This window comes from Ruthenibacterium lactatiformans (assembly GCF_000949455.1).
GTDB lineage: Bacteria > Bacillota > Clostridia > Oscillospirales > Ruminococcaceae > Ruthenibacterium > Ruthenibacterium lactatiformans.
Genome location: NZ_JXXK01000013.1, coordinates 50069 through 72281, shown reverse-complemented (window position 1 = coordinate 72281; position 22213 = coordinate 50069). Strand labels below are relative to the sequence as shown.

At 59.2% G+C, this 22213-nt stretch carries 19 protein-coding genes; 8 read left to right on the top strand and 11 right to left on the bottom strand.

The genetic code is table 11. The features are described from left to right. The first annotated feature begins 15 nt into the window (after positions 1-15). The 6 genes from TQ39_RS10365 to TQ39_RS10345 all read left to right on the top strand — a co-directional run bounded on the left by TQ39_RS10365 (position 16) and on the right by TQ39_RS10345 (position 7389). On the top strand, positions 16-2466 hold the full coding sequence (locus tag TQ39_RS10365; protein WP_050005470.1) for a YfhO family protein: 2451 nt from the start codon (positions 16-18) through the stop codon (positions 2464-2466). Between the two features lies 1 nt (position 2467). Beyond that, entirely contained in the window at positions 2468-4630 is a 2163-nt protein-coding gene (locus tag TQ39_RS10360) for a Tex family protein (protein ID WP_050005469.1), read from the top strand. 20 nt (positions 4631-4650) lie between these two features. Further along, entirely contained in the window at positions 4651-4824 is a 174-nt protein-coding gene (locus TQ39_RS21245) for a hypothetical protein (protein WP_165860668.1), read from the top strand. Between the two features lie 50 nt (positions 4825-4874). Continuing rightward, a complete protein-coding gene (locus TQ39_RS10355) occupies positions 4875-6296 on the top strand; it encodes an MATE family efflux transporter (RefSeq protein ID WP_009324557.1) in 1422 nt (473 codons plus the stop codon). Between the two features lie 143 nt (positions 6297-6439). Next, complete coding sequence (locus TQ39_RS10350) at positions 6440-6976, top strand: sigma-70 family RNA polymerase sigma factor (protein ID WP_009324556.1); 537 nt, start codon at positions 6440-6442, stop codon at positions 6974-6976. 134 nt (positions 6977-7110) lie between these two features. Further along, positions 7111-7389: a zinc-ribbon domain containing protein gene (locus tag TQ39_RS10345; protein ID WP_009324555.1), complete on the top strand. Its 279-nt coding sequence runs from the start codon at positions 7111-7113 to the stop codon at positions 7387-7389. A gap of 126 nt (positions 7390-7515) precedes the next feature. Here the strand turns inward: TQ39_RS10345 and TQ39_RS10340 are convergent, their stop codons facing one another. After that, positions 7516-7938 carry a DUF3788 domain-containing protein gene (locus tag TQ39_RS10340; RefSeq protein ID WP_009324553.1) on the bottom strand — a complete coding sequence of 141 codons (423 nt, stop codon included), beginning with the start codon at positions 7936-7938 and terminating at the stop codon, positions 7516-7518. Between the two features lie 434 nt (positions 7939-8372). Between TQ39_RS10340 and TQ39_RS10335 the strand changes: the two genes are divergently transcribed. After that, positions 8373-8684 (top strand): PadR family transcriptional regulator, encoded by a 312-nt coding sequence (locus TQ39_RS10335; RefSeq protein WP_009324552.1) that lies wholly within the window; start codon positions 8373-8375, stop codon positions 8682-8684. Next, entirely contained in the window at positions 8681-9673 is a 993-nt protein-coding gene (locus tag TQ39_RS10330) for an HAAS signaling domain-containing protein (RefSeq protein ID WP_050005468.1), read from the top strand. The genes TQ39_RS10335 and TQ39_RS10330 overlap by 4 nt, the downstream gene beginning before the upstream one ends. A 163-nt stretch (positions 9674-9836) precedes the next feature. Here TQ39_RS10330 and TQ39_RS10325 read toward each other — a convergent pair whose 3' ends face one another. The 10 genes from TQ39_RS10325 to TQ39_RS10280 all read right to left on the bottom strand — a co-directional run bounded on the left by TQ39_RS10325 (position 9837) and on the right by TQ39_RS10280 (position 22187). Then, positions 9837-11684 carry an ABC transporter ATP-binding protein gene (locus TQ39_RS10325; RefSeq protein ID WP_050005467.1) on the bottom strand — a complete coding sequence of 616 codons (1848 nt, stop codon included), beginning with the start codon at positions 11682-11684 and terminating at the stop codon, positions 9837-9839. After that, on the bottom strand, positions 11684-13924 hold the full coding sequence (locus TQ39_RS10320; RefSeq protein WP_050005466.1) for an ABC transporter ATP-binding protein: 2241 nt from the start codon (positions 13922-13924) through the stop codon (positions 11684-11686). The genes TQ39_RS10325 and TQ39_RS10320 overlap by 1 nt, the downstream gene beginning before the upstream one ends. Continuing rightward, the gene (locus TQ39_RS10315; protein ID WP_009324548.1) at positions 13921-14427 is read right to left on the bottom strand and encodes a MarR family winged helix-turn-helix transcriptional regulator; all 507 of its coding nucleotides are present in this window, start codon (positions 14425-14427) and stop codon (positions 13921-13923) included. Before TQ39_RS10315 ends, TQ39_RS10320 begins: the two co-directional genes overlap by 4 nt. A 312-nt stretch (positions 14428-14739) precedes the next feature. Beyond that, on the bottom strand, positions 14740-15354 hold the full coding sequence (locus tag TQ39_RS10310) for a V-type ATP synthase subunit D (protein ID WP_009324547.1): 615 nt from the start codon (positions 15352-15354) through the stop codon (positions 14740-14742). Between the two features lie 50 nt (positions 15355-15404). Beyond that, positions 15405-16778 carry a V-type ATP synthase subunit B gene (locus tag TQ39_RS10305; RefSeq protein WP_050005495.1) on the bottom strand — a complete coding sequence of 458 codons (1374 nt, stop codon included), beginning with the start codon at positions 16776-16778 and terminating at the stop codon, positions 15405-15407. A gap of 20 nt (positions 16779-16798) precedes the next feature. Then, positions 16799-18571 carry a V-type ATP synthase subunit A gene (locus TQ39_RS10300; protein ID WP_009324545.1) on the bottom strand — a complete coding sequence of 591 codons (1773 nt, stop codon included), beginning with the start codon at positions 18569-18571 and terminating at the stop codon, positions 16799-16801. Between the two features lie 112 nt (positions 18572-18683). Continuing rightward, positions 18684-19301 carry a V-type ATP synthase subunit E family protein gene (locus tag TQ39_RS10295; RefSeq protein WP_009324544.1) on the bottom strand — a complete coding sequence of 206 codons (618 nt, stop codon included), beginning with the start codon at positions 19299-19301 and terminating at the stop codon, positions 18684-18686. A 10-nt stretch (positions 19302-19311) separates the two neighbouring features. Next, positions 19312-19620, bottom strand: a complete 309-nt coding sequence (locus TQ39_RS10290) for a V-type ATP synthase subunit F (RefSeq protein ID WP_009324543.1) — start codon at positions 19618-19620, stop codon at positions 19312-19314. 3 nt (positions 19621-19623) lie between these two features. Beyond that, a complete protein-coding gene (locus TQ39_RS10285) occupies positions 19624-19968 on the bottom strand; it encodes an ATP synthase subunit C (RefSeq protein ID WP_009324542.1) in 345 nt (114 codons plus the stop codon). A 266-nt stretch (positions 19969-20234) separates the two neighbouring features. Then, positions 20235-22187 (bottom strand): V-type ATP synthase subunit I, encoded by a 1953-nt coding sequence (locus tag TQ39_RS10280; RefSeq protein WP_050005465.1) that lies wholly within the window; start codon positions 22185-22187, stop codon positions 20235-20237. Positions 22188-22213: the final 26 nt, after the last annotated feature.

The window sequence follows — 22213 nt, the reverse complement described above, 5'->3', positions numbered from 1 at the left end:
CAGGAGTAACAAGTTATGAGTAGCCTTGCAAAGCAAAAACAGGAAAAGCAGATGAACGGGTATCTGCTGTCGTTCGGCGTGTGCGCCGCGGCGGCGTTTTTCATCTTTCTGCCGTTCCTCGTCGTGGACAAGGGCCTGTTCCAGTACTGCGGCGATTTCAACAGCCAGCAGATCCCGTTCTACACTTACATGAACGGGTTCGTGAAAAACAGCGCGGGCCAGTGGAGCTGGGAGACGGACCTCGGTACCTCGGCGGTGAACTCGTATTCGTTCTATCTGTACGGTTCGCCGTTTTTCTGGCTGACGACGCTGCTGCCTCAGGCATGGGTGCCGTTTTCCATGGTGCCTATGTTCATGCTCAAGTTCGGCGTGGCGGGGCTGGGCGCGTATACCTATCTGAAGCGGTATTCCGCCGGACGCAACTATGCTGTCATCGGCGCATGCCTGTATGCGCTGTCCGGTTTTACGGTCTACAATACGTTTTTCAATCATTTTGTAGACTGCATCGCGCTGTTCCCGTTTTTGCTGTGGGCGCTGGACAGCTATGTTTACGACGGCGTGCGGGGCGTATTCCCGCTGGCGGTGGCCGTCAATCTGCTCAACAATTACTTCTTTTTTGCCGGTCAGATCGTTTTCCTGTTTTTATACTTTTTCATCAAGCTGCTCACGGGCGAATACAGGATCACGCCGGGCCGCTTTGGACGGCTGGCGTTTGAATCCCTGCTGGGCGTGGCGCTGGGCTGCATGTTCCTGTGGCCGGCTGTGCTGTGCCTGAAGGACAACCCGCGCACGGTGGACCTTTCCAGCGGCTTCGGCTTTTTGCTGTACGGCCGCGTGCAGCAGTATTTCGCCATTCTGGCCTCGCTGTTCCTCCCGCCGGACCCAACGTATCTGCCCAATATCTTTACCGACGCGGTGGTAAAGCACACCAGCATGACGGCGTTTCTGCCGGTGGTGAGCTGCGCGGGCGTGTGGGCGTATATGAAAGCACGCAGGAAAAGCGCGTTTACAAAAATCATGTGGGCGTGCCTTATCATGGCGCTGGTGCCGGTGCTGAACTCGGCCTTTTACGCACTCAATTCCAGCTATTACGCACGCTGGTATTATATGCCCATCCTCATCATGTGCGCGGCCACCATGCAGGCGCTGCAGGACGAGGAGATCGACCTGATGGAGGGCCTGCGGCCCGTGGCCGTGGTAACGCTGCTGTTCGCGGTATTCGCGCTTGTGCCCAAGCAGGAGGACGGGGTATGGAGCCTGGGCGTCGTAAAGGAGCAGTCCCAGTTCTGGCTGACCTACCTGACGGCTGTTTTGGGCCTGCTGATTTTCTACGGTGTTATCCGTTGGTGCCGCGGGCACGAGAAATTCACCCGTGTGCTTTTGGCAGGAATTCTGGGCTTTTCGGTATTCTATTCGGTGGCGCATATTGCACTGGGCAAATTTCCGCAGTGGGAGGGCGACGCGAACTACCGCAGCGAGTGTTATGTGGCCGCCCGTAATAACGACCTGCCCGACGATCATTTTTACCGAATCGATTCCTACGACTGTTACGATAACATCGGCCTGTGGATGGAAAAACCGTGCATTCAGTTCTTCAACAGCGTGGTCACGCCGTCCATCATGGATTTTTACCCCCGTGTGGGTGTGAAGCGGGACGTATCCTCCAAGCCGGACCAGAAGCTTTATGCACTGCGCGGTCTGCTGAGCGTGGAGTATGTGGTGGTGCCTCAGGACAAGATGAGCGAATTCACCGAAAAGTGGGGCGCGTACGGCTACGTGTATGACCACGAGGACGCGTCGCTGGTGTATTTCCGCAATGAAAACTATGTGCCCATGGGCTTTACGTACGACAAATATATCCTGCTGGAAGCCCCGCTCCCCGAGACGGAGGAGGGGGTGGACGCCGCCGATGCGCTCACGGAGGCGGGCGCGGCGCAGGACGCGCTGCGGGCGGGCGAGCCCGCGCCTGTCACATTGATGGGGCTGGCGGAGGATTCCCGATCCAATATGCTGATGCGCGCCGTTGCGCTGACGGGAGAGCAGATCACCAAATACGGTTATCTGATGGAAGAAGCCACCACAGCCGACACCGCGAACCTGACTTACGAAGCCTACGTCCAGGACGCAGCGGCCCGCCGCGCCACGGCCAGCACCAGCTTTTCCGCGGACGGCACAGGCTTTACGGCCGAAATCACGCTGGAAAAGGACAATCTGGTGTTCTTCTCTGTGCCGTATGACGAGGGCTTTACCGCCACGGTGAACGGCGTGGAGGCTGAGATCGAGCGCGTGGATGGCGGCCTGAGCGCCGTGCTGTGCCCCGCGGGCGAAAACACCATCGTATTTTCCTACGAAACGCCGGGCCTGAAGCTCTCCACGGGCGTCACCCTCGGGGCCATCCTCGTGTGGCTGGGCTACTGCGGCTTTATCGTTTTTGTGGAAAAGAAAAAGAAACAGGAGAAACATTGACATGCAGAACCACGCAAGCACTCTTGCAGCCGAATTCAAGCTGGATGCCGCGCGCGTAGCGGCCACCGTCGCCCTCATCGATGAGGGCAACACCATCCCGTTCATCGCCCGGTACCGCAAGGAGGCCACGGGCAGTATGGACGACCAGACGCTGCGCGCGCTGGACGAACGGCTTTCCTATCTGCGCAAGCTGGACGACCAGAAGGAGACCGTGCACAATTCCATTACCGAGCAGGGCGCGATGACGCCGGAGATCGCCGCCGCGCTGGAAAAGGCCAAAACGCTGGCGGAGGTTGAAGACATTTACCGCCCTTATAAGCCCAAGCGCAAGACCCGGGCGTCTATCGCCCGGGCACGGGGGCTGGAGCCGCTTGCGGCGCGGCTGCTGGAGCAGCGTCCGGAGGACGAACCCGCGCTGCTGGCACGGCAGTACATAACCGAAGAAGTGCCTGACACAGAGGCGGCGCTGGCGGGCGCGCGGGATATTTTGGCCGAGGGCTTTTCAGATTCGGCCAATCTGCGCGCTACGCTGCGCAGCCTGTACAACGCAACGGCACTGGTGGAGAGCAAGGCCGCGAAAAAAGATACAGACAGCGTATATTCGGGCTATTACGATTACAGCGAGCCCGCCGCAAAAATGGCGGGCCACCGCATTCTGGCCGTGGACAGAGGCGAGAGGGAGGGCTTCCTGAAGGTGAGCGTCACCGTGGATGCCGCACGGGCCGTGCGGCTGCTTACCGAGCGCACGGTGAAGAACGATTCCCCCAGCGCAGAGCAGGTGCGCGCCGCCGCAGAGGACGCTTATGTGCGCCTTATACACCCCAGCCTGGAGCGGGAGGTGCGCGCGGGCCTGACGGAGCGCGCCTGCGAGGGAGCCATCAGCGTATTCAGCAAAAACCTGCGGCAGCTTTTGCTGCAGCCGCCCATCAAGGGGAAGGTGGCCCTCGGGCTTGACCCCGGCTATCGCATGGGCTGCAAAACGGCTGTGGTGGACGCCACGGGCAAGGTGCTGGACACCGCCGTCATTTACCCGATTCCGGAATTTAAGCGCGTGGAAGAAGCGAAGCGTACGCTGAAGGCGCTGATCAAAAAGCACGGTGTGGAGATCATTGCCATCGGCAACGGTACCGCGGGCAAGGAGACCGAGATATTTGCGGCGAATGTGATCGCAGAGCTGGACCTGCCCGTCAGCTATATGGTGGTGAGCGAGGCCGGAGCCAGCGTGTATTCGGCCTCCAAGCTGGCGGCTGAGGAGTTTCCGGAATACGATGTGAACCTGCGCAGCGCGGTATCCATTGCCCGGCGCCTGCAGGACCCGCTGGCCGAGCTTGTAAAGATCGACCCCAAGGCCGTGGGTGTTGGGCAGTATCAGCACGACATGCCCCCGGCGCAGCTTTCGGCCGCGCTGGACGGCGTGGTGGAATCCTGCGTGAACACTGTGGGTGTGGACCTGAACACTGCCAGCGCGCCGCTGCTTGCCCGTGTGGCAGGCGTGACGGCGGCCACGGCGAAGAACATCGTCAAATACCGCGAGGATGCGGGCGCGTTCAAAACCCGGCGGGAGCTGCTGAAGGTGCCGAAGCTCGGCCCCAAGGCGTTTGAGCAGTGCGCGGGTTTTCTGCGTGTGCCGGGCGCGAAAAACCCGCTGGACGCAACGGCCGTGCACCCGGAAAGCTATGGCGCGGCGGAAAAGCTGCTGGCGCTGTGCGGGCTTTCGCCCGCAGACATCGGAACGCCGGCGGCGCGGGAACTGGAACAGCAGGCAAAGCGCCTGGGCCACGGGAAGCTGGCCGCAGAGCTGGGCGTGGGCGTGCCTACGCTGGAGGATATGATAGAAGAGCTGCTGCGCCCGGGCCGGGACATGCGGGACAGCCTGCCGAAGCCCCTTTTGCGTACCGACGTGCTGGACATGAAGGACCTGACGCCGGGCATGCAGCTTACGGGAACCGTGCGCAATGTCATTGATTTCGGCGCGTTTGTGGACATCGGCGTGCATCAGGACGGCCTTGTGCATATCAGCCAGATCAGCAGCAGATTCATCCGCCACCCAAGCGAGGTGCTGAAGGTGGGGGATGTGGTGACGGTTTGGGTGCTGAGCGTGGATTTGCAGAAAAAACGCATCGCCCTGACGATGAAGCAGCCCAAGACGGAGCAGGCGCACTGACGCGGCGGGAAAGGGAGAACATGAACGGAGAAAACAAAACGACCATCGTGAACAAAACGATCAAAACGGGCATCACCTTCGGCAGCGCCCTGGCCATGGTCATCAGCTACACCACCTGGCATTCGGTGGGCTGGGCTATTTTTCATGGGCTTTTGAGCTGGGTGTATGTGGTCTGTTTTGTTCTGCGCTACTGACGCGGCGCGGCAGGCAGGACGGGAAACAGGGAAAAGAAAAGGAGAATCGTGTGAAACAGAGACTGGACAAACATTTTTTGCTCAACCGGGCCTTCGTGGGCACGCTGCTGGCCATTGCGGTGCCCATTGCGCTGCAGAATATGATCAGTTTCGGCGTGGCCGTTATGGACAGCGTGATGCTGGGAAGCTTCGGCGATGTGGCCATTGCCGCGGCAAACCTGGGCGGACAGCCGTTTTCCATTTTGATGTCGTTCGGCTTCGGCCTTTCATCCGGCGGCAGCGTGCTCATTGCGCAGTACTGGGGCAAGGGCGACATCGGGCGCATCCGCAAGGTCATGCGCATCAGCATGCAGCTGGTGTTCCTGGCGTCGCTGGGCATCACCGTCGTCTGCCTGCTCATGCCGGAGGGCATCCTGCGCATCTTTACCAAAGATGAGGCGATTGTCCAGGCGGGCGCCGGCTATCTGGCGCTGGTGGCGTTTTCGTATATTCCGTACAGCCTTTCCAACAACTATATGATGAGCCTGCGCGCCGTGGAAAAGGTGAAGATCTCCACGGCCATCTACGGCGTCAGCTTTTTTGTCAATGTGTTTTTCAACTATGCGTTTATCTTCGGAAAATTCGGCGCGCCGAGGCTGGAGGTGCGCGGCGCGGCCGTGGGCACGATCTTTGCCCGGTGCAGCGAGCTGGTGATGGTGCTTATTTACATGTATTTCCGTGAAAATACCGTGGGCTTCCGCATGCACGACTGTTTGAAGTTCGACCGTGAGATGCTTCCCAGCTACACCCGCCACAGCCTGCCCGTGCTGGGCAACGAGCTGCTGTGGGGCGTGGGCTTTGTGGCCACAAGCGTCATCATCGGGCGCATCGGCAGTGTGTTCGTGGCGGCGAACAGTATTGCGGGCGTGCTCAACCAGCTGGTGTTCATCAGCGTGTCGGGCGTGGCCAATGCGGCGGCCGTCCTTACGGGCAAGACCATTGGCGAGGGCAGCCGCGGCCGCGTGCAGAAAGTGGCCAATACACTGCTGCTGTTCAGCGTGCTGGTGGGCGTGTTCAACTGTTTGCTGGTACTGGTCATCCGGCCGCTGTTTTTGTTGCTTTACAATGTCACGCCTGAAACCTATGAAGCCGCTTACACCATTATCGGCGTACTGGCGTGCCTGCAGCTTGTGCTGGGCATCGACGTGACGTGCATCGTGGGCATTCTGCGCGGCGGCGGGGACACCCGCACGGCCTTTGTGTACGACTGCGGCGCGCTGTGGCTGGTGAGCATCCCCATGGGGATTTTGGCGGGTCTTGTGTTGCATCTGCCGGTGCCGCTGGTATATGTCTGTCTCAAGCTGGACAGTCCCATCAAGGCGTTCCTCTCGCTGCTGCGTATTCGCAGCGGCAAATGGATCCGAAATGTAACGGTGCAGACGTCGCCCATGCCGCCGGAAGAAGAAGCGCAGCGCGCGGCGGGGATGGAGTAAGATATCGTGGAATAAAGTACAATTCCGCGCCCGTATTATAGGCAAAAACGTACAAAAATGACGCGGGCGCGGCGATTGAACTTGACTTTTTTCTTGAACAAAAGTAAAATGAGGTAGTCTAGAAACAGACAGATGGAGTATCCATGAAAGACGATGTCCTCAGCATGCAAATCGAACAGGCCAGGAACGGAGACGAACAGGCCATCGCGGGGCTGATTGCACGGCAGATGCCGCAGATCCGCAGCCTTGCAGCAAAAGCCGTGCGTCCCGGGCTGGATTTTGACGACGCCGTGCAGGAGGGGATCATCGGGCTGTTTTCCGCTCTGGAGACCTTTGACGCGCAAAAGGGCGCGGCTTTTGCCACCTATGCCAATGTGTGCGTGCAGAACGCCATTGTTTCGGCGGTGCGCGCGGCGGGACGCAGCAAGCATGCGCCGCTTAATACCTCGGTGCCTTATACCGAGACGGAGAGCACCCCCGGCCCCGAAGAGCTTGTGATGCAGAGCGAGCGCTATACACAGACGATGCAGAGCATCGACACACGGCTTTCGGCACTTGAAAAGCAGGTGCTGGCTCTGTTTCTGGACGGCAATTCTTACAGCGCCATTGCAAAGCGGCTGAATGTGAGCGAAAAAGCTGTAGATAACGCCCTGCAGCGTGTGCGTGCAAAATTGAAATAAAAGTACCCAAGGCGCGGGAGCGCGCCATTATATATGCCCCTTGTAGCTTAAGTCAGAGCGTTGGTCCCAGATCAAAGGTGTCGGTTTGAATCCTTCCGCGGGCAAAATACTAATCCGAAATGGAGATACCAAAAATGTACGAAGACAAGACCCTGGTATGCAAAGATTGCGGCAACGAGTTCGTGTTCACTGCCGGTGAGCAGGAGTTCTATGCAAGCCGTGGCTTCGAGAACGAGCCGCAGCGCTGCAAGGCCTGCCGTGACGCCCGCAAGAACGCCGGCCGTGGCACCCGCGAGATGTTCACCGCTGTGTGTGCCTCCTGCGGCAAGGAAGCCCGCGTGCCTTTCAAGCCCCGCGAAGACCGTCCTGTGTACTGCAGCGACTGCTTTGCGAAGATGAAGGAAGAAGGCTGATTTTTGCAAGCAAAAGCCCCCGCCGTACGGCGGGGGCTTTTTTACTGCGCTTCGAGAATAAAAACTTCTCACGGCCCGGAAAAGCAGCCAGGGGGCCATAAAGAACAGGGGCGGGCCGCTTTGGCTTTAAGCCGCCGCCCGTATGCCGATCAGCTCTTTCACGTCCGTAAGCACAGCTTCATCGGTTACCGGTATCATCAGCCAGCGGCTGCCGTTGAGCGGGCTGGCCGTGTGGTACAGCTGCCGCACCGGAGGAGAGCAGAGGGGCAGCAGCGCCTCTGCCGCCATGGCTTCCCGCTGGCCGATGCACACAAGGCAGGTGAACGAGCCGGCCGCCGGGTACAAGGTACACAGTGCGCGGCCTCCCTTTTTGTATTTTACATTCCAGCCCGGCGCCATCCCGCAGCGGCTGTATTCGATGCGCGGCACCGTGCGGTAGCCCGATTCCAGCCAGCTGCACAGTGTTTTCCACAGGGGATTGTCCACAAACTCTGCGATATCATCGGGTGAGGGCTTGCGGTCCTGAGGCCAAAGCGTGCTCCATGTCATGCGAATATCCTCCTTTTGCAATCGGTGTATCCAGTGTAGCATGGCAGGCAGAGCATGTCTACTTTTGGAGAGCACCTCCGGCATCTGTTGGAATAAACAGCGCAAGAACTGCAATGCATTTGAACGAGATATATCCGCACAATGTGATTTTGAGATAGGACAATAACTTCAAAGCCGCCGCTTGCGCGGCTGCGCGTGTATATGGCACACGCCCCTGTGCTGGCGCACAAGGCTTTGGGAACCTTGAACCATGCAAAACCGCATTCAATGCGGTTTTGCTGAAGCCGCTTCGCGGGAGCGTCCGGCACAGCCGGACGCCCTTTTTACGTTTTGTGCGTGCGATAAAAATTTTTCCGGAGTATTGACAAGACACCTGGTACATACTATATTATACATAGTATGTATTGCATAGTATCAGGAAAGGAGCGCACGGAATGGATATCCAACGGAAAAAGGGCCTGCTGGACGTATGCGTGCTGGCGGTGCTGCGCCGGGGACCATCTTATGGCTACAAGATCATCGGGGAGGTATCCTCCTGCATCGAGGTGTCGGAATCCACGCTGTATCCCATCCTGAAGCGTCTGGAGGCAAACGGATACGTCACCACGGACACACAGGAGCACGGCGGCCGTATCCGCAGGTATTTTTACATCACGGACGCGGGCCAGGAACGCATTGATGCATTTCTGGACGAATGGGACGAAGTGAAGCGCATTTATGCATTTATCAAGGGGGAAGAGGTATGAACAGAGAAACGTTTCTCAACGAGCTGATGGCGGGACTGACGCAGCTTGGCCCGGTGGAGCAGCGTCAGGTGGCGGATTATTACAACGAGCTGATTTTCGACGGCGTAGAGAATGGTAAGCCCGAGGAGGAAATCATCGCAGGCTTCGGCGCGCCGGAGGAGATCGCGGCGCAGATTCGTGCCGAATACAAGAGCCAGCAGGCTGGTGAGGGGGCGCCCGGGCAGGGCGCGGTACCGCCTCGTCCGGCATGTCTGGAGTATCCCGCTCAGGAGCCGGTGCATACCGTAGTGGTGGACGCGCGCAACGTGCGTGTGAACGTGCGCGCGGTGCCGGGCGGCGGCGTGCGGGTATTGTTTCAGCCGAGGGAAAACGACCGTGTCACTGTGGCCGAAAAGGACGGCGCATTCCTGTTTACCCATACCATGTCGATTTTTAATGTATGGAACTGGCTGGACCTGCTGCGCGGGCCGCATGACATCACACTGGAGCTGCCGCTGGACTTTGCCGGCGAGGTATGCGTCAAAACATGCAACGCCGGTATCACGGTCTCGGGCCTTTCAGCCGGAGGGAAGGGCCGGTTTGTAACCAGCAATGCCCGAATCACTGTGGAAAACTGCGTGTTCGGCTCGCTTGCTGCCAAGACCTCGAACGGGCCCATCACGCTGTCCGGCGTGACAGGCGGAGACTGCGAGGCAGCCTCCAACAATGCGCGTATCACAGCCGAGCACTGCCGCTTTGCCGAAAAGCTGTGGATGCAGACGAGCAACGGGCCTGTCCGCGCCGAGGATGTGGAGGCGCCGGACCTCACGTTCAAAACAGCCAACGCCGCCATTACGGGAACGGTCGTGGGGGATATGCGGGATTACGCCATCAGCAGCCGCACCAGCAATGCGCAGAACAACCTGCCCATGGATTGTGCCTATGAGGACCAGGCCAAGCGTCTGTGGGCCACCACCAGCAACGGCCGCATCGACGTGCGCTTCGTGTAGCACGGCAGTGCCGCGGACAGGGCCGGACCATTCAACAAAACAGCGCGTGCTTGCCTGACACCGGCAAGCACGCGCTGTTTTGTTATTGTTTTGAGCAGAAAAGAGTTCTGCAGCGGCAGTGGTCCCCCGACGGGACGCGCGAAGGGGAAACGGTCGGACGATGTTACACCGCCTCGTCGTTCACATCCGCGAACTGGCTTTGGTACAGCTCCGCATAGAAGCCTCCCTTGGCAAGCAGCTCTTCGTGTTTGCCTGTCTCTACAATATCTCCGTCCTTCATCACAAGGATGAGGTCCGCGTCGCGGATGGTGGACAGGCGGTGGGCAATGATAAAGCTGGTGCGGCCCTCCATCAGATGGTCCATGGCTTTCTGGATGGCGATCTCCGTGCGGGTATCCACGCTGGAGGTGGCCTCGTCGAAGATGAGGATCTTCGGCTCGGAGACGATGGTGCGGGCGATGGTGAGCAGCTGCTTCTGGCCCTGGCTGATATTGCTGGCTTCCTCGTTGAGCACAGTGTCGTAACCCTGAGGCAGCGTGCGCACAAAGTGGTCCACCTGCGCGGCCTTGGCGGCCGCCAGCACATCCTCGTCCGAAGCCGCAAGGCGGCCGTAGCGGATATTTTCCAGAATGGTGCCGTTGTACAGCCAGGTATCCTGCAGCACCATGCCGAACATATCGCGCAGGTCGTTGCGGGCAAACTGGCGCACATCGTAGCCGTCCAGAAGGATAGCGCCCTCGCTCACGTCGTAAAAACGCATCAGCAGCTTGACCATGGTGGTTTTGCCCGCGCCGGTGGGGCCTACGATGGCTACTTTCTGGCCGGGCTGGATGATGGCGGAAAAGTCGTTGATGATGGTTTTTTCCGGTGTGTACCCGAAATGGACGTGGGCAAATGCGACCTCACCCTGAATCAGGTCCGGCGAGAGAGGCTGCTCGGGGTCGGGCGTTTCCTCCGTCTCGTCCAGAAACTCAAACACGCGCTCGGCGGCCGCGGCTGTCTGCTGCAGCACATTGGAGATATTGGCGATTTGCTGGATGGGCTGCGTGAAGCTGCGCACATACTGGATAAACGCCTGAATGTCGCCCACGGTGATGGTGCCGTTCAGCGAAAGGAACCCGCCCAGAATACAGATGCCCACATAGCCCAGGTTGCCGACAAAGTTCATCAGCGGCATCATCATGCCGGAGAGAAACTGGCTTTTCCAGGCCGAGTTATACAGGTTATCGTTGATTTCGTTGAACGTCTTGATGCTTTTTTCTTCACCGTTGAAGGCCGTTACCACCAGATGACCGCCATACATCTCCTCCACGTGTCCGTTGGCGTGGCCCAGATAAGCCTGCTGCTTTTGGAAAAAGGGCTGGCTGCGCTTGACCACGTTGCTGACGATGGTGAGGCTCAGCGGCAGGATGCACAGGGCAACCAGCGTCATCAGCGGGCTGATGGTGAGCATCATCACCAGAACGCCGATAAACTGCGTCACGCTGGTGACGATCTGCGTCATGCTCTGGTTGAGTGTCTGCGTCACGGTGTCCACGTCGTTGGTGATGCGGCTGAGCACTTCACCGTTGGGTACACGGTCAAAATAAGCCAGAGGCATGCGGTTGATCTTCTGGCTGATATCCCTGCGCATTCCGTAGCTGATCTGGGTAGAGACTTTTGTCATGATAAAGCCCTGGATATAAGACAGCACGGCTGAGACCAGATATATAATGCCAAGGAAGAGCAGGATGCGGGCCACGGCCTCAAAGTCGATGCCGCCGGTGCCCGTGAGCTGGGCGATGATGCCGTTAAACAGCTCGGTGGTGGCGTTGCCAAGAATTTTCGGGCCGATGATGGAAAACACGGTGGAAGCGATGGCAAACAGCATCACCGCGATGATGGCGGGCAGATATTTGCCCAGGTATGAAATGAGTTTTCCCATGGTGCCTTTGAAGTCCTTGGCTTTTTCACCGGGCATCATGCCGCGGGGGCCGCCGCCCATGGGGCCTCTGTGTTTTTGCTCTGCCATTATGCCAATTCCTCCTTTGAAAGCTGGCTTTCCGCGATCTCACGGTAGGTCTTGCAGCTTGCCAGCAGCTCCCTGTGCGTGCCGATGCCCATAACGCGGCCCTCGTCCAGCACCACGATCTGTTCGGCATGCATGATGGTGGAAACGCGCTGTGCCACGATGAGCACGGTGGCGCCTTCGGTGTAGCCCTTCAATGCCTTGCGCAGCTTTGCGTCTGTTTTGAAATCCAGCGCGGAGAAGGTGTCGTCAAAGATGTAAACAGGCGCTTTCTTTACCAGCGCGCGGGCGATGGAAAGACGCTGGCGCTGTCCGCCCGAAACATTGGTGCCGCCCTGACTGATGGCGGTTTCAAAGCCGTCCGGCAGCTCGTCGATGAATTCCGTGGCCTGGGCCACCTCGGCGGCCCGGCGCAGCACATCCGCGTCGGCGTCCTCGCCGCCGTAACGCAGATTGGAGCTGATGTCCCCGCTGAACAGCACGCCTTTCTGCGGCACATAACCAATGGCGTCGCGCAGCTCATGCTGTGGGATGTCGCGAACGTCCACGCCGTCCACTGTGACGCTGCCGGCCGATACGTCGTAAAAACGGGGAATGAGATTGATAAGCGTGGATTTGCCGCTGCCGGTGGAGCCGATGAAGGCCGTTGTCTCGCCGGGCCGGGCCGTAAATGTTACATGCTCCAGCACATTTTCGTCCGCGCCCTCATAGTGGAAGGAGACGTCGTTGAACTGCACAAGCCCTTTCACTTTTTCCGGCAGGTGCCTGGGCTGGGGCGCGTCCTGCACGCTGCTTTCGCTGGCAAGGACATCCGCGATGCGGCCCGCCGAGACGGAGGCGCGGGGGACCATCACGAACATCATGCTGATCATGAGGAAGCTCATAATGATCTGCATGGTGTACTGGATGAAGGCCATCATGTCGCCCACCTGCATGGCGGAATCCGCGATCTGGTGGCCGCCGACCCATACGATCAGCAGAGAAACGCCGTTCATTACCAGCATCATCACAGGCATCATCGTGGCCATGGCGCGGAACACGAACAGGTTGTTGTCGGCAAGGTCCTTATTGGCTTTGTCGAAGCGTTTTTCTTCAAAATCCTGCGTGGCGAACGCGCGGATGACCATCATGCCTGAAAGATTCTCGCGGCTGACAAGGTTCAGCTTATCCACCAGCTGCTGCATGATCTTGAAGCGGGGCATGGCGATGGCGGAGATCGTGCAGATGAGGCCCAGAATGAGCACTACGGCCAGCGCGATGACCCACGCCATGCTCACGCTTTTGCTCAGGGCCATAATGGTGCCGCCGATTCCGATGATGGGCGCGTAGCACATGATACGCAGGCCCATCGTTACAAGCCCCTGCACCTGCGTCACGTCGTTGGTGCTGCGGGTGATGAGGCTGGCGGTGCCGAATTTGTCGTATTCATTGTTGGTAAAGCTGGTCACTTTTGCGAAAATATCCCGCCGCAGATCCCGCGCGATGCCCGCGCCCATGCGGCTGCCGCAGAAGCCGACGCTGATGGCGCACACGGCCAGCAGAAGGGCCATCAGCAGCATTTTGCCGCCGGTGCGGAAGATATAGCTTGTCTGCATGGCGTCTGTATCCGCGCCAAGCTGCATGTAAAAGCCTTTGGTGAACACGGCGGCCGTCTGGCTGAGCATGCTTTCCGGCGTAGCGGCGGCAGCGGCAATGGCATCGTCTACCATGCCCTGAGGCAGCATGGCAAGCATGGGGACAAGCTCGCCCAGTTCGGACATGTCCATGGCCTTGCTGTCGGTGTCGCCGGCAGCGATGTCCTGCCCGCTTTGCTCGGCAAGCTCCTTAACAACGGTCATCAGCGCATAGGACGCACGGCTGAACGCGCTGTCCAGTTGAGCTTGCGTGCTGTCGTCCAGATTCGGAATCTGTCGGTATACATCGGTGTCAGATACCTTGGGCCAATCTGTCACAAACCGATCCCATTCATCCGCCGTCATGTTTGCCTGTTCGGCCAGGACATACTGGCTTTGGGCAAGAGCCCGGTCCTCCTCGGACATAAAGGCGCTCATCAGCTGCAAGCCCTCGGCGGAAACCGCTTTTGGCGCGGCCTCGGTGATACCGCCCTGCTGGATGCCCACATTCACGATATCGCTCATGAGGTTGGGCAAATTAAGATCCACGGCGGCCTGGCAGAACATCAGCACGATGGCCGCCAGCGCGAAGCCGATATAGGGCTTTAGGTAGCGCTTCAATTTCATCATTTGGAATCACTCTCCCGTTCTTCTTCCTGTGCGGCGACCGCCTGCTCCAGCGCAATGGCCAGTTCGCCCAGCAGATGCAAAAGCGTTTCAAAATTTTGGGGGCCAAGATAGTCGATCGACTGGGAAAGAATGCTGCCGAAACGGCGGTAGGCCACTTCCATCACAGTGCGCCCCTCCGGGGTGACGCAGACGCCGATGACACGCCGGTCATCCGGGTCGGGCACGCGCTCCACATAGCCCTGTGCCTCCAGCGCGCTGACGCGCTGGCTCAATGCGGGCAGGCTTTGATGCATGGCGCCCGCAAGCGCGGTCAGCGTAAGAGCGCCATGTTCCTGAGACGGCGTGCAGCTCTGCCCGGGCATTCTGCCGTGGTGGGCAATGGCCATAAGTGTGCCAAACTGAGATTTGCTCAGATGTTCGCACGGGGTGACGCTCTGCCAGGCTTTGCGCACCCGGTCCATCAGCCGGAACAGCTCGGCGGCGTTGTTTTCCAGCCCCTTCATGGTTTACCTCCTGTTGGATTTGCTTGTTAAAAGTTAATATGCCTAATTGTTAACAATTTTAATAATTAGGCTGCTTAACTAATATACGGCAAAATATACCTGTCGTCAAGCGGGAATCGGGAAAGTTCACAAATCATTCAAATTTTTCTGGGCAGAATGCTCAAACGTCTGTTCCACAGGTTATGAAAGCCATCGCCCCCGGTAGGCGCGGGATGCGCCGCCGGGGGCGATGGCTTTTGCAGGAAACGGTCGTTTTTTCTGTCTGTGACGGCCGCGGCCGGGAAAAGGCTGCGGACACGAAAAAGCATAAGGCTATTTTTTTACCTTCATCCGTTTGATGACCTTCAAACGCGTGAATTCTTCGCGTTCATGCTCTTCCAGCGTGCCGGAAATAAATTTGATGTTGCCCTCCAGGCGGGGAATGACCACATTTTCCAGCATGTTGGCGCGGCGCTGTGTCTTTTTGATGGCCATGGCCAACCGGTAAACGCTGTTTTCAATGCCTGCGAGCTGCGCGCAGAGCTGTTTGACTTTATCGAAGCAGACATAGGCGTAGTCGAGCTGGGCATTGCTGCCGGAGAAGCCGTAGTAGGGGTACAGAGGCCGGCTGGCCAGATGCCCGGTGGGCAGGTCCACGCCCATGATGCTGTGTCCCGTGACGGAAAAGCCTTTTTCCTCGGGAACGGCGCCCTCCAGGGCATGCTCGATGCCCAGCGTGATATTGGCGCTCTCCAGCGCTTTGTATGCCTTGATGAACGTGTCGCCGATGGCGCGCTGCATACCGGCCGCTTCGTCGATGAGCTTCATCATCTCGCGCATCAGCACATTGCGTTTGCGGTCCAAAAGGTCGAAGCCCAGTTTTGCCAGCGTCAGGTTTTTTTTGCAGGCGATCAAATTGCCCTTTGTGGGGAAGATCTGTTCGGCCATGGGCTCACCTCCATTTCAATGAATCTGTCCGGCCCGCATGGGCGGCCGGCTCAATGCTTGCGGTAATGCTGTTCCAGCACGGCTTCGTCCACACGGTCCAGCTCCTCGCGGGGCAGGATGGAGAGCAGGCGCCAGCCAAGGTCCAGGCTCTGGTCGATGGTGCGGTCCTCATTGGGGCCCTGGCCCAGAAATTCCTTTTCGAAGTGGGCGCCGAAATCCAGATACAGTTTATCGGTCTCGCCAAGCTCCTCTTCGCCGATGACGCTGGCCAGGTCCCGCGCGTCGTTTACCTTGGCGTAGCTGGCGAACAGCTGGTTGGAAACGTCCGCGTGATCGGTACGGGTGTAGCCTTCGCCGATGCCGTCCTTCATCAGGCGGGACAGGCTGGGCAGAACACTGATGGGCGGATAAACGCCCTGCTGGTCCAGGTAGCGGTCCAGCACGATCTGCCCTTCGGTGATATAGCCTGTCAAATCGGGGATGGGGTGTGTGATATCGTCGTTGGGCATCGTCAGAATGGGAATCTGCGTTACGCTGCCCTCCCGCCCCTCGATAACGCCCGCGCGCTCGTACAGGCTGGCGAGGTCGGAATAAAGATAGCCCGGATAGCCCTTGCGGCCCGGGATCTCGCCCTTGGAGGATGAGAATTCGCGCAGCGCTTCGGCGTAGCTGGTCATATCCGTCATCACCACGAGGATATGCATGCCCTGCTCGAAGGCGAGGTATTCGGCCGCTGTCAGCGCGCAGCGCGGCGTGAGGATGCGCTCTACGATGGGGTCGGACGAGAGGTTCAAAAACATTGTAACACGGGACAGCGCGCCGGATTCTTCAAAGCTGCGGCGGAAATATTCCGCCACGTCCTTGGTCACGCCCATGGCGCAGAACACCACGCCGAAGTTGGCACCCTCATCCTCACTCAGCTTGGCCTGCCGCACGATCTGCGCGGCAAGCTTGTTGTGGCTCATGCCGCTGCCGGAGAAGATGGGCAGCTTCTGGCCGCGGATCAGCGTAATAAGGCTGTCGATGGAAGAAATACCCGTGCGGATGTAGTTGCGCGGATAACTGCGGGAGACAGGGTTGATGGCGCTGCCGTTGATATCCTCGAAGTGCTCGGCGTAAACAGGGCCGAGGCCGTCGATGGGTTCGCCCGCGCCGTTGAAAATGCGGCCCACGATCTCGGGCGCGAGCGCCAGGCGCATGGGGCTGCCCGTAAAGCGGCTGGCCGTGCCTGAAAGCGTCATGCCGCTGGTGCCCGCAAACACCTGGATGACGGCGCGCTCGCCTTCCAACGCCGCGATGCGGCCCAGGCGCGTGCCGGTGGCGGTTTTCATCTCCACCATTTCCTCGAAGCCGACGCCTTTTACGCCGTCCACCGCGACAAGCGGGCCGTTGATGTCAGAAAGGCCCAAATATTCCATTGCCATATGCAAACGCTCCTTTCCGTTCAGCCCGCCGCAGGGGTCTGCTTTGCAAGCAGCTGCGCGCACATATCGTCCAGCTCCTTGTTGTACTCGCCGAACATTTCCGGCTTGTCGTTGGGAATCTCATACTTTACCTTTACCAGCTTGTCGAACAGCCCCGCTTCGGCCATGGCACTGACGGGAACGCCCTTGTCCACCAGCTCCACGGCGCGGTCATACAGGTGGAGAATGGCCTCCATCATCCACATCTGTTTGTCCAGCGGCACATAGGTGTCGTTTTTGTGGAAAGCGTTCTGCTGCAGAAAGCCCGTCCGGATGACGCGCGCCGTCTCAATGACGACCTTCTGGCTGTCGGGCAGCACATCCGAGCCGATGAGCTTGACGATCTCCATCAGCTTGTTTTCCTCGCTGAGCAGGCCCAGGATGCGGCCGCGCATGGTGCAGAACTTTTCACCCAGATGCTCGGTGTAGTAGGGGTCCAGGTCTTCGTAATATTCGCTGTAGCTCATGGTCCAGTTGATGGCGGGGTAATGGCGCGCGTAGGCGAGGCTTTTGTCCAGCGCCAGAAAGCAGCGCACAAAACGCTTGGTGTTCTGGGTGACGGGCTCCGAAAAATCGCTGCCCTGGGGCGAGACCGCGCCGATGATGGACACGCTGCCCGCCGCGCCGGAAAGGGACTGCACGCAGCCCGCGCGTTCATAGAACGCGGCCAAGCGGCTGGGCAGGTAGGCGGGGAAGCCCTCTTCGGCGGGCATCTCCTCCAGACGGCCGGAGATCTCGCGCAGCGCTTCTGCCCAGCGGGACGTGGAATCCGCCATCATGGCCACGTCGTAGCCCATGTCGCGGTAGTATTCCGCCAGCGTGATGCCCGTGTAGATGGACGCCTCGCGTGCGGCCACGGGCATATTGCTGGTATTAGCGATGAGCACCGTGCGCTCCGTCATGGGCTTGCCGCTTTTGGGGTCGATCAGCTCGCGGAATTCGTTCAGCACCTGCGTCATCTCGTTGCCGCGCTCGCCGCAGCCCACATAGATGATGATGTCCGCGTCGCTCCACTTGGCAAGCTGGTGCTGCGTCATCGTCTTGCCGGTGCCGAAGCCGCCGGGAATGGCGGCCGTGCCGCCCTTTGCAATGGGAAACAGCGTGTCGATGACGCGCTGGCCCGTGATGAGCGGACGGCCGATGGGCTCCCGCGCGGCCACGGGACGGGGCGTGCGGATGGGCCACTTTTGTGCCAGACAAACGGTCTTTTCCTCACCGGAGGCCGTCGTTATCTTACAGATGGGGTCCGTCACGGTATATTGGCCGTTTTCAGCGGCCCAGGTAACGACGCCGGAAATATCCGGGGGCACCATGCTTTTGTGGGTGATGATGCTGGTCTCCGGGCAGGTTGCGACGACGGTGCCGCCCGAAACGCTGTCGCCGGGCTTGACGGTGACGGTCACATCCCACCTGCGGGCCATATCCAGGCTGTCCACATGGACGCCCGTGGCGATGAACGCGCCGTTTTTTTGGGCGATATCCGTGAGCGGACGCTCGATGCCGTCAAAAATATTTTCCATGATGCCGGGCCCGAGCGTGGCGGAGAGCGGCGCGCCGGTGCCCTTGACGGGCTCACCCACCAGCAGGCCGGTGGTGTTCTCGTACACCTGGATGGTGGTGCGCGCTTCGCTGACGCTGATGACCTCGCCGATGAGGCCCGCGTTTCCGACGTACACCATCTCCGCCATGCCGAACGTGCTGGTATCCTTCACCGTGACGACAGGCCCGTTGATCGAATAAATTACATCTTTCATAGGCTTGCTCCTAATTCCAGGCCGTCCGGAAAAAACGCTTGAAAAAACGGCTTTTCCGGCAGCGGCCCATACTCGTTTGCGCGCCTGCGCGCCCGGATGGGCGCGGCGCGCGTTACTCCACCCGCAGCTTGCAGCGCGTCAAAAAGGCGGCGCGCTCGGCTGCGGCGGCGAAATCCAGCGTTTCGTCGTACAGGATATGCTGTGTTTCCAGCTTGACGCCGCCCAGACGGATGGAACCGTCCACGGCGATATCCGCCGAGGGCAGGGCCTTTTTCACCACGGGGGCCAGCAGCGCCTCGTCGGCACGGCGCAGGCGCACCGTGCATTTGCCGGAAATTTCCGGTGCACGCCTGGCCAGCGCGTCCGCCACGCGCTGGGCATAAGCGGGTGTCCCGGTGTACTCCTCCAGCGCTTCTTCCATTTCGGCAAACAGGCCGTTCACAAGCTGGCTGCGGTACACCAGCAGCTTTTTGCGGTTGTCCTGCTTGACCGAGGCCATTTTGCGGGCCAGACGGTTCTTGGCCTCTTCCCGGTAGGGGATGAGCGGGTCGCCCCGGTGGCCCTCCATCAGCTTGTCAAAGTTGGCGTCCCCCTGGCGCCTGGCGTCGTCGATGATGCGCTGCGCCTGCGTTTTTGCCGCTTCAATGACAGAGTCCTCGAACTCGGAGTATTGCTCCGGCGTTTCCATGCTGCGCACGGCGCGCTGCTGCTCGGCTGCTTTCTTATTCATGCTCGTCACCTCAAATTTTAACGCCCACGACCTCGGAGATATAGCGTTTGATGCTGTCGCCGGGGTTCGAGTCGCTGTGGCGGTCCGGCATTTCGACGATGAGCGGCCGCTTGCGCGTGAGCTTGTATTCAAATACGACCGCGGAGCATTTCGCGACCAGCTTGTCGGTGATGAGCACAAGGCCGATGTCCGGGTCCGCACAGGCCTTGTCCAGCGCCGCGCGCACTTCGTCCTCTTCGTGCACCACGACGCCTCTGACGCCCACCAGCCGCATGCCGGCCAGCGTGTCCACGTTGTCGCTGATCAGGAAATATTTCATGGCTTAAAACTTGGTGATGATGAGGATGGCGATGAGCATGCCGTACAGCGCGATGCCTTCGCCCAGAACCACGAAGATCAGCGCTTTGCCGAAGCTCTTCGGGTCCTCGGTGAGGGCGCCGATGGCGGCGGGCGCGCCGGAACCGACGGCAATGCCGGCGCCGATGCCGGCGACGCCCACGGCCAGGGCGGCGGCGATCATGCCGATGCCCATATTGTTGTCGGGAGCGGCGGCTGCGGTCTCGCCGTCGGCGGCGAAGGCCATGCTGGAAAAGGCGCACGCCAGTGCGAATACGGCAATCAGTACCAGAAAGGTGCGGGCAAACTTTTTAACATTCATCTTTTTCATAACAGATACTCCATTCTGCCGCAAAGCGGCGTTGTGTTGATATAAAAAATAATAGCGCAGCTACTATTTTTTACACGCACCGGGGCACTTTGTGCCCGGGCGCTTGAAATCTTAGGCCGTGAGCCGGGACGGCCCACAGGACCGTTTTTTATAGCTTTGCTGTGCAAAGCTATAAAAAAATCTATTCACAAACCCCGGAGCCGTCCGGGCGGGGTAGCAGAAAAGAAGCTGCGTACGGCAGCGGTGCGGCCCATGCGCACAGAGGTTCATTCGGCCTTGTCCGCGGCTGGGTCCAGAGAGATTCTGAGCGGAGCGAAGGGAACGCCGTTCGCGTCGAAAAAGCGGCTGAAGATCTCATAGAACTCCAGGCGCAACACCTGAATGCCTACGAACAGCGCCTCCAGCGCCATGACGAACACGTTGCCTACGGCGACGATGAGCACATAAAATACACCGCCCGTCATATTGGCCAGCGTGAACACGACGGTCATCATGCCCGCGTGAACCAATACGAACCCGCCCACACGCAGAAAGCTCATGGTGTTGGAGGCAAAGCTCAGCACGGTGTCGAACATCTCAAAAAAACCATTGAGAAGGATATCGCCCACCGAACCCTCGGGCTTTTCGCCGGCGCACAGCGCGCTCAGCGGCTCGGCAAAGTACATCAGGAAGAACGGCACCGCGATGCACAGGATAAGATACGGCACGCTGCCCACGAAGGGAAGCTCCATGCCCAGCATCGGCAGCAGAAGCGCGATGAGACTGACGTAAAACACCAGCCCGGAAACGCCGTTTACGGAAAAGATGGTCTTTGCAATGATGTGCTTGCGCAAATTGGAAATGATGCCCGTGACGATGGCGGAAACGATGATGAGCACGCCCGCCACCACGCTGGCAATGAGGATGTTGTTGATGCCTTCGGGAGCCAGTACTTCCAGCGGCTTTTCAGCAAAGCCCAGCGCGTGGAACATCGGGTCCAGCACATGCTCGTAGCCGAACACGCTGCCGTACAGAAAACCGAAAATAACGCTGAAAACGCTGCACCGTGCTACCACGCGCCCAAGCTCCATGTGCATTTTTTTCCACATGACGAAATAGGCGATAAGGCCCAGCAGCACGCCTTGGCCGACGTCGCCGAACATGATGCCGAACAGGAGCGCATAAGTGACGGCCACAAAGCCGGTGGGGTCCAGATCTCCATAGCCGGGCAGGCCGTACATGGTGATGAACATTTCAAATGGCCGGGCGAACCAGTTGTTTTTCAGCTTGACGGGAGGCTGGCGGTCCGGAGCGCCGTCCACGGCATCGGCTTCGTCGTCCTCGCAGGCTTTCACGCCGTGCACCATCAGCAGCCCCTGCTTCAGGCGTTCTACATCGCTTTCCGGCACATACCCGCTGATATAATACGTGTGCTCCAGCGTGATGACATACTTGCGCATGTCGAAGACCTGCATCTCATAGTTGAGCCAGGAGGCGTATTCGCGCAGGCGCTCGATGTCTGCGGGCGCGGCGATGTCGCTCATGTTGTCCAGCTCTTTCTGCTCGGCCTGCAGTTCGCTTTCCTGCGTCATGATCTGCGCCAGCGCGTCCTGAGGTGTGCCGTGCACAAAATCCGGCACCCACATGCGCTCGAAGTACAAGTTGGCGAAGATATCGTCCACTTCTTTGGCGTGGCTTTCGGGCACGAAGTACATACCCCAGTAATACTCGCCGTCAAAGTCGTACTCACTGAAGGTGAACGAGTGGTCGTCGTAATACGGCAGCTTCAGGTAGCTGTCCTTGGGGATGCGCCCGAAGCGCACCTTCAGGTATTTGCAGGCGAAGATCTCGTCCACGCTTGTATGCAGGCCTGTCAGATGGTACAGCTGCGTTTTTGTCTGGGCATAGGTGGCCAGCTTTGCGCTGATCTCAGCCTGGCGCTTGCCGCGCTCAGCTACCTGGGCGGAAAGCGCCTCCACCTCGTCCTTCACCGCGCCGTATTCGAAGAACCTGCCGCGGTATTCCTGCAGAGCAGGATCTCCGCCCACGTCCTTGATGAGCCCGAGCGTGCTGGCCAGCAGCGGCGTATACAGGTTTTCCGCCGCGCCCGCCGCTGCGTTGATGCGCTCGGCGTCCTTGTCGGGGTGGAAACACGCCAGCTTGGCAAGCACTTCAAGCGTCTGCTGGGGGTCCTGCTCCGGCCCGTAGATGTTAATGTGCTTCATTTTTACCATGCCCATGCTGTGGTACCTCGCTTCTTTTCAAT